The organism is Mycolicibacterium vinylchloridicum (assembly GCF_013404075.1).
GTDB lineage: Bacteria > Actinomycetota > Actinomycetes > Mycobacteriales > Mycobacteriaceae > Mycobacterium > Mycobacterium vinylchloridicum.
On the sequence record NZ_JACBJQ010000014.1, the window covers coordinates 15,078 to 26,907 of the forward strand.

The 11,830-nt window shown below is 66.4% G+C and carries 14 protein-coding genes and 1 pseudogene; 2 read left to right on the forward strand and 13 right to left on the reverse strand.

The genetic code is table 11. The features are described from left to right. Positions 1–8: 8 nt before the first annotated feature. From HPC46_RS13815 to HPC46_RS13825, 3 genes are read right to left on the reverse strand one after another with little or no spacing between them, the layout of a single operon-like run. Positions 9–512 (reverse strand): nuclear transport factor 2 family protein, encoded by a 504-nt coding sequence (locus HPC46_RS13815; protein ID WP_179470690.1) that lies wholly within the window; start codon positions 510–512, stop codon positions 9–11. Continuing rightward, positions 505–1,383 (reverse strand): SDR family NAD(P)-dependent oxidoreductase, encoded by an 879-nt coding sequence (locus HPC46_RS13820; RefSeq protein ID WP_179470691.1) that lies wholly within the window; start codon positions 1,381–1,383, stop codon positions 505–507. Before HPC46_RS13820 ends, HPC46_RS13815 begins: the two co-directional genes overlap by 8 nt. Further along, on the reverse strand, positions 1,380–1,877 hold the full coding sequence (locus HPC46_RS13825; RefSeq protein ID WP_179470693.1) for a nuclear transport factor 2 family protein: 498 nt from the start codon (positions 1,875–1,877) through the stop codon (positions 1,380–1,382). Before HPC46_RS13825 ends, HPC46_RS13820 begins: the two co-directional genes overlap by 4 nt. A gap of 160 nt (positions 1,878–2,037) precedes the next feature. On the opposite strand from HPC46_RS13825, the gene HPC46_RS13830 reads away from it, so the two are divergent. Next, on the forward strand, positions 2,038–2,613 hold the full coding sequence (locus tag HPC46_RS13830) for a TetR/AcrR family transcriptional regulator (RefSeq protein WP_325096660.1): 576 nt from the start codon (positions 2,038–2,040) through the stop codon (positions 2,611–2,613). Here the strand turns inward: HPC46_RS13830 and HPC46_RS13835 are convergent. The 9 genes from HPC46_RS13835 to urtA all read right to left on the reverse strand — a co-directional run bounded on the left by HPC46_RS13835 (position 2,610) and on the right by urtA (position 10,648). Further along, positions 2,610–3,641, reverse strand: coding sequence for a DUF2330 domain-containing protein (locus HPC46_RS13835; protein ID WP_218894143.1), 1,032 nt, complete (start codon positions 3,639–3,641; stop codon positions 2,610–2,612). The two genes, HPC46_RS13830 and HPC46_RS13835, sit on opposite strands and share 4 nt — an antisense overlap. A gap of 19 nt (positions 3,642–3,660) precedes the next feature. Next, positions 3,661–4,194, reverse strand: a complete 534-nt coding sequence (locus tag HPC46_RS13840; RefSeq protein WP_179470910.1) for a cytochrome b — start codon at positions 4,192–4,194, stop codon at positions 3,661–3,663. A gap of 2 nt (positions 4,195–4,196) precedes the next feature. Further along, positions 4,197–5,270: a catalase family peroxidase gene (locus HPC46_RS13845; RefSeq protein ID WP_325096661.1), complete on the reverse strand. Its 1,074-nt coding sequence runs from the start codon at positions 5,268–5,270 to the stop codon at positions 4,197–4,199. Positions 5,271–5,334: 64 nt separating this feature from the next. After that, on the reverse strand, positions 5,335–5,844 hold the full coding sequence (locus HPC46_RS13850) for a hypothetical protein (protein WP_179470695.1): 510 nt from the start codon (positions 5,842–5,844) through the stop codon (positions 5,335–5,337). 19 nt (positions 5,845–5,863) lie between these two features. Beyond that, complete coding sequence (gene urtE / locus HPC46_RS13855; protein WP_179470697.1) at positions 5,864–6,556, reverse strand: urea ABC transporter ATP-binding subunit UrtE; 693 nt, start codon at positions 6,554–6,556, stop codon at positions 5,864–5,866. Continuing rightward, positions 6,556–7,362 (reverse strand): urea ABC transporter ATP-binding protein UrtD, encoded by an 807-nt coding sequence (gene urtD, locus HPC46_RS13860; RefSeq protein WP_005146062.1) that lies wholly within the window; start codon positions 7,360–7,362, stop codon positions 6,556–6,558. Before urtD ends, urtE begins: the two co-directional genes overlap by 1 nt. After that, entirely contained in the window at positions 7,359–8,471 is a 1,113-nt protein-coding gene (urtC, locus tag HPC46_RS13865) for an urea ABC transporter permease subunit UrtC (RefSeq protein WP_179470699.1), read from the reverse strand. Before urtC ends, urtD begins: the two co-directional genes overlap by 4 nt. Next, complete coding sequence (gene urtB, locus HPC46_RS13870) at positions 8,468–9,352, reverse strand: urea ABC transporter permease subunit UrtB (RefSeq protein ID WP_179470701.1); 885 nt, start codon at positions 9,350–9,352, stop codon at positions 8,468–8,470. Before urtB ends, urtC begins: the two co-directional genes overlap by 4 nt. 33 nt (positions 9,353–9,385) lie before the next feature. Then, positions 9,386–10,648: an urea ABC transporter substrate-binding protein gene (gene urtA, locus HPC46_RS13875; RefSeq protein ID WP_179470703.1), complete on the reverse strand. Its 1,263-nt coding sequence runs from the start codon at positions 10,646–10,648 to the stop codon at positions 9,386–9,388. Between the two features lie 204 nt (positions 10,649–10,852). Here urtA and HPC46_RS13880 point away from each other — a divergent pair, with 204 nt between their 5' ends. Then, entirely contained in the window at positions 10,853–11,290 is a 438-nt protein-coding gene (locus HPC46_RS13880; RefSeq protein WP_179470705.1) for an Rv2576c family protein, read from the forward strand. On the opposite strand, the pseudogene HPC46_RS13885 reads toward HPC46_RS13880, so the two are convergent. Continuing rightward, positions 11,266–11,781, reverse strand: a pseudogene (locus HPC46_RS13885) (GNAT family N-acetyltransferase); the annotation flags it as partial. The gene HPC46_RS13880 and the pseudogene HPC46_RS13885 sit on opposite strands and share 25 nt — an antisense overlap. Positions 11,782–11,830: the final 49 nt, after the last annotated feature.

The window sequence follows — 11,830 nt, forward strand, 5'->3', positions numbered from 1 at the left end:
AATCCTTCTCAGAGGCGTAGGTACGACGGATCGGTACGGTCGCGCGCGGCAACAGGATTCCTGCCGCTGTCGGCGAACGGGATCGGCATGGTAGGAAGCATGCCCGACCATTCGATGACATTGTTACGCAGTATGATTCGCCACTCACCTGCGTGGCGATCGAGCCGATCGAGGTAGCGGCCGCCGGCCAGCCAGTTGGTGTCGTCGTGGTTGCGCGCGGCGAACAAGTAATAGGTTTCGCAGTGTGCGACGTCGCCGTCGATCTCACAACTGTGGTTCAGCAGGTAGTGGTGGGTGGCTATTTGACCGTCCTCGTGCAGGGCGTGGGCCCACTCGTACAGGTCGTCGGGCCCGCCGGTGAAGTCTCCGGCGGCGATGACGGCGGCGGGGTGAAAGGCCGAGAGAAAGAGGTCCCGGTCGAAGCGGTCCATGCCGCGGCTGAACCGGGTCAGGCAGTCGGTGATGTCCTGGCGGTCCAGCAGGGTGCGCAGTCGCTGATCAATGTCAGTCATGAGACTCCTGTGCGAGGGGACCCCAGATCGGCGACCCGCGTTCGGACCGCAGCGACGGGATGCTGCGGCCGTCGATGTCGGTGATGCCATAGCGTGTGGCGAGTTCGGCGGCGATGAACGTGCCGCCGGACAGGTCCATGAGGTCGGGATCGGTGGCCAGGGCCGCGATCACGCGGCCGGGAAACTCGGGGGAGCTGCCTGCGCTCGGCCTTGTGACGGGGGATCGGGTCATCTCAGGGCGCGCGGCGAGGTTGCGGTGCGCGTGTTCGGTCATCGTCAGTCCTTGCCACAGGGACACCGAGGCGACGCGATGGGGTGCGAGTTCGACCGCCATGTCGCGCGCCATCCGGTCGACCGCGGTCTTGCAGAGTCCGAAGACGACGCCGTAGGTGTAGCTCGCGCCGGTGTAGCCCGAGGTGGCTACGATCAGGCCGGAGCCCTGGCCGACCATGATCTGGGCGGCGTGCCGGGCGGCGACGAAACTGGAGCGCACTCCGACGTCGACCATGGCCCAGTCCGACAGCGGCTTCTCCCAAAAAGGTTCGGGGTCAGTCAAATTCTCGGGAAGTGCGAACGCGTTGTTGACCAGGATGTCGAGGCGCCCGTGCTCGGTGCGGACCTGGTTGAACAATGCGGCTACCTGTGCGTCGTCGGAATGGTCGACGTGGACCGCGATCCCGGTGCCGCCGCGCCGGGTGACCTCGGCCGCGGTCTCGGTGATGGTGCCCGGAAGGTCGTGCTGGCCCGTCGCGGCGGTGCGGCCGGTGACGTAGACGACGGCGCTGTGGTCGGCGAGCGCCAACGCGATGCCCTTGCCGAGGCCACGGCTGGCTCCGGTGACGACGGCGACCGCGCCGGCAAGGGTGGTCACGGTGCTTCCTCTCCGAGCAGAGATCGGCTCGGATCGTCGACGGCACGCCCGGTGTAGCGATCGGCGTCCAACGGGGTGCCCATGAGCCCGGCCGACCAGTCGACGGCCTCGCCCATGTCCCGATACCAGTCGTAGAGCATGGTGCGCCGCGCGATACGCCAGTTGCCGTCGACCTTGTCCAGCCAGTCCAGGTAGCGCCCGCCGATCATGGTGTCCCGATCGGAAACCCGGTGGTAGGCGAGAACGTGGGTTTCGGCCAGGGCGGTATCGGAATGCAGCCGGATCACGCTTTGACCCAGCACATGTTGGGTGACAGCGACATCCGGGGAACCCGGGACGACCCACGCCAGGTAGTCGTCGACGGATCCGGCGAAAATCCCGTAGTCCACGATCGCGGTAGGCCAGAACGTGCCGGCGATCAGCGTCGCGTCACGGCGGTCCTCGCCACGGGCCAACCGGGCGAGACACTGCCGGATCGACTCGCGATCGAGCATTTCCCCGATCGCGTGGGTATCGATGTTCAGGAGTGCACCTCCGTTGAATCCAGCTGTCCCACAATGAAACAGATTTACTAGCTGATCGTAAAGTAATACATAGACTTGTGAATAGCACCGTTTTGCGTATACCTTTCCGATCGGCAAGTACAGTGGTCGGGTGAACGCGGCAACGCCCATGACCGAAGACACCGGCTGGACCCCGACCACCCGGCGGCGGATGCTGGACACCGCGATCGACCTGTTCAGCCGGTACAGTTTCGCCGGCACGTCGTTGCAGCTGATCGCCGACGAGCTGGGCCTGACCAAGGCGGCGATCTACTACCACTTCCGCACTCGGGAGCAGCTACTGCTCGCGTTGATGAAGCCCATATTCTCCGAGATCGCCGAGGTGGTCGACGCCGCCGAACACAAGCGCGGCGCCCGGGCCCGCACCGAAACGATGCTGGCCGGCTACGCCGGGGTCGTGGCCGCACATCGCACGCTGGCCGCGGTCACCACATTCGACCCCAGCGTTCGCGATGTCCTGCGCAACCAGCCCGAATGGTCAGCTGTCATCGACAGGCAGCTGGCGTTGTTGACCGACCCGCACTCCCCGGCGGGCGCCATCAACGCGGCGGTGGCCCTGACCGGGCTTGCCGGCGGCGCGGCAACGGCATCGCCTGACCTCGACGACGATACCCTGCGTTCTCAGCTGATCGAGGCCGGCCGACGGATCTTGGGATTGCAGAGCTAGGTTCGGCGAGTCCATCGCCTGCGGGCGAACACCCAGATCAGCCCGATCGCCGTCGCCACGATGATCACGATCACCGCGACGCTCAGTGTCACCAGAAGATTGCCGCCGTCGTCGTTGTCTCCATGGCGGATCACCCGTTGATACGGCTCGTCGGTGGGTGTCGGGCCGAACGCGAAATCCGTTGTGATCAAAGATGGTTCAGTGATGGTCGTCGATATCCTGGTCAGGTATGGATTTTTGGTGGCCAGCTCGGTCAGCGTCTCGTCGCTGGTGCGGCCCTGGATCGAGCCGGCGTAGTCGACGGCGATGTCCTGGCGCGAGACGTCGGCATCGGTGCGCTGCATCCGGTGCTGGGCCAGGGTGTAGACCACGACGCGCTGAGTGTCCTGGGCCGCGGCCGACATCCGCATCGGATACACCAGTTCGTCGGAGGTGAAATCCAGCCGGACCGGGTCGAGTTGACCGCTGAGCGGCCGCTCGCCGGTCAACCGCATCGCCACGAAGGACCAACCCTGCTTCAGATAGGGATCGAGCTGTGCGGTGACTTCCGGGCGCATCGTGTAGCCGTGGGAGCCCAGCCACTGGCGCACACCGGTCAGGTCACCGCCGGTCAAGGTGGTCGCCTCGATGGGTCCGAGTTGCACCTGTGCGACGACGGTCGGGCCACCGGCGGGGATGGCGCCGGCCTCCTCGAGCCCGCTTCCGCCGGTGCGGCGGGGCTCGATCCGGGGCGCGGTGAGGCGCTCGAGTTCGGCGAACAGGCGGGGGTTGGCCGAGGTGGCGGTGGCCGGTGTCGGGGTGGGCACGATCAGCGCGGCATTGTCGGCCACCGAGTGCAGGTCCAGGCGCATGACGATGGTCTCGGTGGTGCCGTCGACGGCGATCAGGCTCTGTTCGCCGGTCACCCTGGCGTCCAGGTCGGGGCTCACGATGCCGCCGCAGGCGCACGCACCCGCGGTCGAAACGGGACTCGCGAGGAGCATTCCGGCGCCCAGGAGGGCTGCGATGACCACATGCGCAGTACGCATGACAGCCATGATGCCTGGCTCAGCCCCGGCGCGTGCCGAAAGTCATGCGGCTCAGCATCCGGTCGCGCAGCGTGAGGGTGTGCAGCAGTACCGCCGACACGTGCGCGGCGATCGCCGCGACGAGCAGATAGGCGAGCACCGAGTGTGTTTGGCGCAGCACGAAGTACACATCGGCGTCGAAGGGCGCGATCCGCGGTAGCGCAAACGAGCCGAACACCACGACAGGGCGACCGGCCGCCGACACCATCGCCCACCCGATCAGCGGCTGGGCCAACATCAGGGCGTAGAGCCCAATCTCGGAACCGACGACCAACGCGTGTTCGACCGAGCCCACGGTGTCCGGCAACCGCGGTGTTCGGTGGGTGAAGCGGTTGGCCGCGCGTACCACGACGATCAGGAGGATCAGCACCCCCAGCGTCATGTGGACGCCGACCAAGGCGCCGTAGCTGCCCAGCGAATTGACCATCACGAACCCGACGAACAGCGCGCTGAAGACCAGGGCTGCGGTGAGCCAGTGCAGTATTCGGGTGCGGATGGGGTAGCGCTCGACCATCGTCACGGACCGACCTCCGACACCTGCACGGGCGACGGCGATTTCGGTTCACCGGTGCGCTGCCGATACGACGCCGCATAGATGTCGGATCGCGCGGACAACAACGGGTCGTCGGACGGTTCGATGCCGTCGGGCAGCGTCAGGGGATCGAAGTTGATATCGCGGGCATTTCCGGGCGCTTCGGTCGCTGCCGCGGTCAGCGTGAGCAGCCCGGCATCGATGCTGTGCCGGTCCTCGGGCCAGGGGAGAGTGGCGTCGGTCAGCGGATCGCCGGGCTCGGCGACGGTGATCAGCAGGCGCCAGCGCAGCGGCCCGCCGCGCAGTTGGCCGATCAGCGCGTCGAACAGCCCGTTGGCATCGCCGGACTTCGGGGCGGGCGCGCTGTTCTGTAGCGCCACCAGCGACCAGCGCACCGGGGTGCGCGCACCGGCGTCGTTCACGAAGTAGAACGTGTTGAGGCTGCGGAAGGTGCTGTCACCGAACCCCGAGGCCGGCGGGTGTTTTTTGATGATGGCCATCGCGGCTGCGGTCTCCGGATGGGCGGCCAGGAACGCCGCTGTCGCGGCGGGGTCGGGCTTACCGGTGCCCGGCACGATCTTCGAGGCGAGCAGCCGGTCGTAGAACCCGCGCGGTGAATTGTCCGGGAACACCGGCAGATTCAGCATCGCCGTTCGCCACTGTTCGCGGCCGGGGAATCCGAACGCCAGCCCGAGGCCTCTGGCCGTGTTGACGGTGTCGGCCACGTGGGCGTCACCGCCGGCCAGCGAGAACCGGCCGGCGACGGGAACCTGCCCCGGCCGGAAGACGGTGGCACGGCTGAGGTTCGCGGCGTTGCCGTTGCTCTCGAAATGGCCGGTGACGGCGAGGCCCTTGGCGTGGTTCTTGCGGAACCCGAGCTGAGGTCCGTTGACCACCCGGAATCCGTCCAGGAACGTCTTGCGGGAGCTTTCGGATCCGATCCATTTGTTGGCGTAGGCAACCGCACCCAGATCGATGGCGAGGAAGGCGCCGACCGCGCCCAGCCCGACCAGAATCGACCGGCGGTTGACGGCTTCACGCCGCGGACGGTTCGTCACTTAGATGGGGACGCGCCGTGGGGGACGTTCGTTCACCGCCGTGACACAGCTCACGCGGTCCAGCTTAGCCGTGGACCACGTCGGTCAGCACGGCGTCGAGATCACCCAGCCCGCCGGTGAACGGATTGCCCCGCAATAGCACGTAGGAGCCCGCCGGCGTCTGCGCCACCAGCTTGGGTGAGCTCGAGCCGATCTGCATCCGGCGACCGAAGGTGACGGTATCCAGCGGAGCCACCACAGTGCCGTCGGCATCGCGGAAGACCCGTGTGGCGCGGTCGAACACCGCCACCGGACGGTAGTGGCTCACGGGGAGTGACCGCGTGCGCCGGATGTGCCGCACCGCCACGGCGGCGATCGCCGCGGCGGCCACCCCGACCGCGATGAATGCGGTGCCCAGCCACACCGGCCCGATCGCGGCAAGGCTGACCACGCCGAATCCGCCGACGACCAGCGCGACAACGCCGCTGACGAACGCCAGCACCGCGGGCGGGCCGTTGCCCCGATCGACGACGAGCACCAGCGGGCCGTCCTCGGCGATCACCAGACCGCCGACCTCACGCACGATGCGGGGCATGCGGTGAGTCTAGAAGCCACTAGATGGCCATCGCCGCCCGCACGTCGGCCTCCGAGGCGGATCCACCGGTGCCGCTGGAGGTGACCCGGCCGGCTTCCAGGATGTAGTACTGCTGAGCCGATTCCAGCGCGAAGCCGATGTGCTGTTCGACGAGGAGTACGCCGAGGTCGCCGCGGCGGGTCAGCGCGGTGATCGCCGCCTCGATCTCGGCGACCACCGACGGCTGAATGCCTTCGGTGGGTTCGTCGAGGATCAGGATCTTCGGGCTGGTGATCAGCGCCCGCGCGATGGCCAGCTGCTGCCGCTGACCGCCGGAGAGCAGACCGGCGCGGCGGGTGAGCAATTCCTTGAGCGCGGGGAACAGATCGAGTTGCTCGTCGATCAGCTGCTTGCCGTTCTTGCGCCCGTCGGCCACGACCTGAAGGTTCTCGGCGGTGGTCAGCTGGCCGAACGACTGCTGGCCCTGCGGCACATACGCCAGCCCGCGCTTGACCCGGGCGCTGGGCCGCAGTTTCGTCACGTCGTCACCGCCCAGCAGCACTTTGCCCGCACTGCATTTCAACAGACCGACCGCCGCGCGCAGCAGTGTCGTCTTGCCTGCGCCGTTGTGCCCCATCACCGCGGCAACGCCGTCGGAGGGCACTTCGATGCTGACGCCGTGGATGACCTGAGACCGCCCGTAACCGGTACGAACGTCGATGAGCTCCAACACTATTCGTCCGCCTCCAAGTCAGCTGTGCCGGCCGCTGCCGTGCCCAGGTAGACCTCCTGCACCTTGGGGTTGGCCTGTACCTCGGCGACCGACCCTTCGGCGATCACCTGGCCGCGGGCCAGCACCGTCACCGAGGTGGCGAACGCCCGCATGAAATCCATGTCGTGTTCGACGACGACGACCGTGCGCGACGACCCGATGCGGCGCAACAGGTTTCCGGTCTCCTCGCGTTCCTCGCCGCTCATCCCGGCGACGGGCTCGTCGAGCAGCAGCACGTCGGCGTTCTGCACCAGCAGCATGCCGATCTCCAGCCACTGCTTCTGACCGTGAGCCAGCACGCCGGCTGGACGATCCGCCAGCTCGGTCAGCCCGATCGTTTCGAGCGCCTCCTCGATGGCCGGAAGCACCGCTTTGCGCCGGCGCAGCAGCGTCAGCCAGGAGCGGCCCGCGCCGGCGGCAATATCGAGATTCTGCAGAACGGTCAGCTGCTCGAAAACGCTTGCCGTCTGGAAGGTTCGGCCAACGCCCAGGCGGGCGATCTGGTGGACCTTCTTGCCCAGCAGGTCCACACCGGACTTGTCGATGGATCCGGTTGCCGGCACCAGGCCGGTGATCGCGTCGATGACAGTGGTCTTGCCGGCTCCGTTGGGGCCGATCAGGAACCGCAGGTCGCCCTGGAACAGCGTCAGGTCGACCTCGTTGACCGCCTTGAACCCGTCGAAGTCGACAGTCAGACCGCGAACTTCGAGGTATTGCGTGCCCATGCCGACATTGCCGCCGGCTACCGGTTCGGCGAGTTCGGTCATCGCGTAGCTCCCACCGGTTCGGATTCGGGTCGCGGGTCGGGCTCGCCGCTCGGCTCGCCGTCGGTGGCCTTCTTGCGGCGCCGGCGGACCAGCACCCCGAGACCGGCCAGCCCGGCGGGGAAGAAGCCGACGACGACGATGAACAACAGGCCCTGGGCGTAGGTCCAGCCCGACGGAAACCGTTCGGAGAACGCCGTTTGCGCCCATGCGACACCGATGGCGCCCAGGATGGGCCCGAGCAGTGTGGTCCGCCCGCCGATCGCCACACCGATCAGGAAGGCGATGGATGGCACGACGCCGACCTGAGCCGGGGTGATGAACCCGATGATGGGTGCGAACAGCGCGCCCGCGATGCTCGCGAACAACGCGGCGGCGGTGTAGGCGACGACCTTGATGTTGGCCGGGTCGTAGCCGAGGAACCGCACCCGCTCTTCGCCGTCGCGCACGGCGACCAATAGCTCACCGTAGCGGCTCTGCATCAACTGACGCACGACCGCTACCACCACCAGCAGCGTCCCCGCGGCGATGAAGTACAGCATCTGCCGGTTCACCGGGTCGGACAGCCTGAACCCGAAGAACGTCCGAAACCCGTTGAGCCCGTTGCTCCCACCCAGCGTCGCCTGCCCGACGAGCAGGATGGCCAGCGCGGCGGCCAGCGCTTGGGACAGGATTGCGAAGTAGGCGCCCTTGACGCGCCGTTTGAACACGCCGAGTCCGAGCAGCGCCGCGATGGCGGTCGGGACGACCACGATTGCCGCGAGCGTGAACGCTGCCGACGAGAACGGCTCCCAATACGACGGCAGCGCAGGAATTCCCGCGATCTGCATGAAATCCGGTACCGCCTGCTTGCGGACTTCGGCGTCGGCGATCTTGAGGTGCATACCCATCATGTAGGCGCCCAGGCCGAAGAACACGCCCTGGCCCAGGGTGAGCATGCCGCCGCGGCCCCAGGCCAGACCGATTCCCGCCGCGACGATTGCGTAGCACAGGTATTGGCCGAGAAGGCCGAGCCGGAAGCTGGACAGCACCGCGGGCGCAACGCCGAACAGCACGATGGCGGCGACCGCGAAGCCGGCCCACGTCTGCCAGCGACCGACGAGGCTCCTCATACCAAACTCCTTGTCCGCACCGTGAACAACCCCTGCGGTCGGACCTGCAGGAAGATCACGATGATCACGAACACGATCACCTTCGCCAGCGATGCGGTGGTGCTGTACTCGATGAACGAGTTCATCAATCCGAGCGCGAACGCGGCGATCACGGTGCCCTTGATCTGGCCCAGTCCGCCGACCACGACCACCAGGAACGCGTCGATCAGATAGCTCTGTCCGATCGTCGAACTGGTGGACCCGATCAGCGTCAGTGCGACGCCGGCGACGCTGGCCAGCCCGGAGCCGATGAGGAATGTGGTGATGTCCGTGCGGCGACTCGAAATACCGCTCGTCTCAGCCAGGTCCCGGTTCTGCACGACGGCCCTGATCCGCCGTCCCATCGGGCTGAGCTTGAGCACCGATGCCAGCACGACGACGCAGACCACCGCCAGCACCAGGATGAAGATGCGGGTCTTGGGCACCACGGCCCCGAGGATCTCCACCCCGCCGGACAGCCACGACGGCGCGGTCACGTTGACCGCGGGTGCGCCGAAGATGCTGCGGGCGGCCTGCTGCAGGATCAGCCCGACGCCGAACGTCACCAGCAGCGTGTCCAGGGGCCGGTCGTACATCCGCTGGATCAGCGTGACTTCCAGCAGAACTCCGAGCAGGCCGCCGACAACGAATCCCACGACCAGCGAAACCAGAAGCGATGCACCGGCATTCGAGATCAGTTTCTGCACCACGAACGCGGTGTAGCAACCGACCATGATGAATTCGCCGTGCGCCATGTTGATGACGCCCATCTGGCCGAACGTCAGCGCCAGCCCCAATGCCGCCAGCAACAGGATTGAGCCGAGGCTCAATCCTGTTGCCAGCTGTCCGACAAGGACATCCACCGTTTAGTTTCCCGTCGTCTCGCTTGCCCCGGGCTAACCCGAAAGGCCCTTGGCCCAGGGGTAGGACTTCAGGTAGGGATCGGGGGTGATCGGGCCGGGGGACTCCCAGATGGTGTAGATCAACCCGTCGGGATGGATCTCGCCGATCCGCGCGGTCTTGGTGATGTGGTGGTTCTCGCCGTCGATGGTGACCAGGCCCTCGGGAGCGTCGAACGTGACGCCGCCGGCGTTGTCCTGAATCGCCTTGACGTCGAAGGACTTCCCCTTCTCGACGGTGTTCTTCCAGAGGTAGACCGAGACGTAGGCGGCTTCCATCGGGTCCGAGGTGGGCTTGTTCTCGCCGTACTTGGCCTTGTAGGCGGCCACGAACGCCTTGTTCACCGGATTGTCGAGGGTCTGGTAGTAGTTCCAGGCGGTCAGCTGGCCGGCGATGTTCTGCGCGCCGATGCCCTGCACCTCTTCCTCGGCGATGGACACCGAGACCACCGGCATCTTCTGCGGGGTGAGCCCGGCGTTGGTGTACTCCTTGAAGAACGCGACGTTGGAGTCACCGTTGAGGGTGTTGAACACCGCCCCGGCGTTGGAGGCGCGGACCTTGTTGACGATGGTGGAGAAGTCCGTGGAGCCCAGCGGGGTGTAATCCTCGCCCTTGATCTCGATGCCGTTGGCGGCCGCGTAAGCCTTGATGATGCGGTTTGCCGTCTGCGGGAATACGTAGTCGCTGCCGACCAGGTACAGCGATGTGATGCCCTTCTCTTTGAGGAAGTCCAGGGCCGGCACGATCTGCTGGTTGGTGGTGGCGCCGGTGTAGAAGATGTTCTTCGACGACTCCAGGCCCTCGTACTGCACCGGGTAGTACAGCAGGGAGTTGTTGCTCTCGAAGACCGGCAGCATCGCCTTGCGACTCGAGCTGGTCCAGCCGCCGAACACGGCGGCGACGCAGTCGTCCTTGATCAGCTTCTCGGCCTTCTGGGCGAACACCGCGGGGTCAGAGGCCCCGTCCTCGCCGACGACCTGGATCTGCTTGCCCAGCACACCGCCCTTGCCGTTGATCTCGTCGACGGCAAGTTTGATGGCGTCGCGCACGGTGACCTCGGAAATGGCCATGGTGCCCGACAGCGAGTTCAGCGAACCCACCTTGATCGTGGGCCCGGACGTGTCGACGCACGAATCGGACTTTGCTGAGTCGGTCTCACTGGCTTTACTGCCGCAGCCGGACAGCACCAGTCCTGCGGTCACCATCACACTCGTCGCGGCCAAGGCCGATCGATTCAGAGCGGAACGCCGGAGTTGCATAGAGGCCCTTTCATGTTGGGAAGGACAAGCATTGGGCCGCGACAGACCTGATGGCCCCCGAACCCACGGTTGGTGTCGACCCGGACGTTAGAGCGCATAAGTTTCTGTGACATATCTGTGTGTGACGAACTCGTTAACCTGCTAGTCATTCGCTGGCTTCTTATACGTGTCGACAGCGGTAACACGGTCGGTAGCGTGGCCGATATGGCGGATATGCGAAAAGTGACAGCAAGGGTAGGGGCGGCGCTCGTGTTGGCGACCGCCGGTGTTGCGGCCACTCACGCGGTGTCGAGCGCCGAGCCGGCGCCCGGACATCAGGTGACGTACACGCTTGCCACCGGTGGCACGTACGACTTCACCATCAGCTATCTGATCGCGCAGCCGCCGAGCAAGGACGCGTTCAACGCGAACTCCGACGCGTTCATGAAGCGCGAGACCATCTCCGTGTCGCCGGATGCACCGTGGGTCTTCCAGACCACCCTCGAAGACCCGCAGTGGGCATTCCTGCAGGTCGGGAGTACCACGCACGGTGGGCAGGCGGCCCCGAACGCACACTGCGAGGTCTCCATCGACGGCCAGGTGGCCGTCGCCCAGGACGCGCCGTACAGCCCGCAGTGTTACTTGTCGAAGTGGACGTCGTAGTCCTGCAAGCGCTTGCTGAAGAACACCCGGCGAAAGCCGTCCTGCCCGGCGCGGTGCGTCTCGACGTAGCCGTAACGGGGATACATGGCGATGTTCTCGGTCATCGCGGCGTTGGTGTAGAGGCGAACCTCGCTGCGCCCCGCGTCGCGGGCATCGTCGTCGGCGCGTCGAAGCAACAGCGCGCCGTATCCGCGGCCCTGAGCGTGCGGCGCGACGGCGATGGACTCCAGTAGAAGGTGGTCGTCCAGCACGCAGGTGACCATGGTGGCGACCAGCTGGTCGGCCGACGTCAGCACCCACACGTTGGCGGTCTCGATGAGGGAAGCGTGGTCGGCGTCCATCGGGGCCGGCCTGCGCCCGATGCGCTCGACGTACTTCTCGTAGGACCGCTCGACGAGTTCGGCGACGGCGGCCGCATCGGCTGCGGTCGCCCGGCGTAGCGACGGTTCGGGCATGTATTCACGGTAAGCCCGCAGGGTCTTGACATCGACCTGGCGCTGCTTGCCGTGGCTAGCGACGGACCCGGCCGGCCAGGTGGCA

Bases quoted from the DNA above. Each gene is read 5' to 3' on its own strand.
- HPC46_RS13815 (WP_179470690.1), bottom strand. From the start codon at position 512: ATGACTGACATTGATCAGCGACTGCGCACCCTGCTGGACCGCCAGGAC.
- urtA (WP_179470703.1), bottom strand. From the start codon at position 10,648: ATGCAACTCCGGCGTTCCGCTCTGAATCGATCGGCCTTGGCCGCGACG.
- HPC46_RS13835 (WP_218894143.1), bottom strand. From the start codon at position 3,641: ATGCGTACTGCGCATGTGGTCATCGCAGCCCTCCTGGGCGCCGGAATG.
- HPC46_RS13850 (WP_179470695.1), bottom strand. From the start codon at position 5,844: ATGCCCCGCATCGTGCGTGAGGTCGGCGGTCTGGTGATCGCCGAGGAC.
- urtD (WP_005146062.1), bottom strand. From the start codon at position 7,362: ATGACCGAACTCGCCGAACCGGTAGCCGGCGGCAATGTCGGCATGGGC.
- HPC46_RS13825 (WP_179470693.1), bottom strand. From the start codon at position 1,877: ATGCTCGATCGCGAGTCGATCCGGCAGTGTCTCGCCCGGTTGGCCCGT.
- HPC46_RS13880 (WP_179470705.1), top strand. From the start codon at position 10,853: ATGGCGGATATGCGAAAAGTGACAGCAAGGGTAGGGGCGGCGCTCGTG.
- urtC (WP_179470699.1), bottom strand. From the start codon at position 8,471: ATGAGGAGCCTCGTCGGTCGCTGGCAGACGTGGGCCGGCTTCGCGGTC.
- HPC46_RS13840 (WP_179470910.1), bottom strand. From the start codon at position 4,194: ATGGTCGAGCGCTACCCCATCCGCACCCGAATACTGCACTGGCTCACC.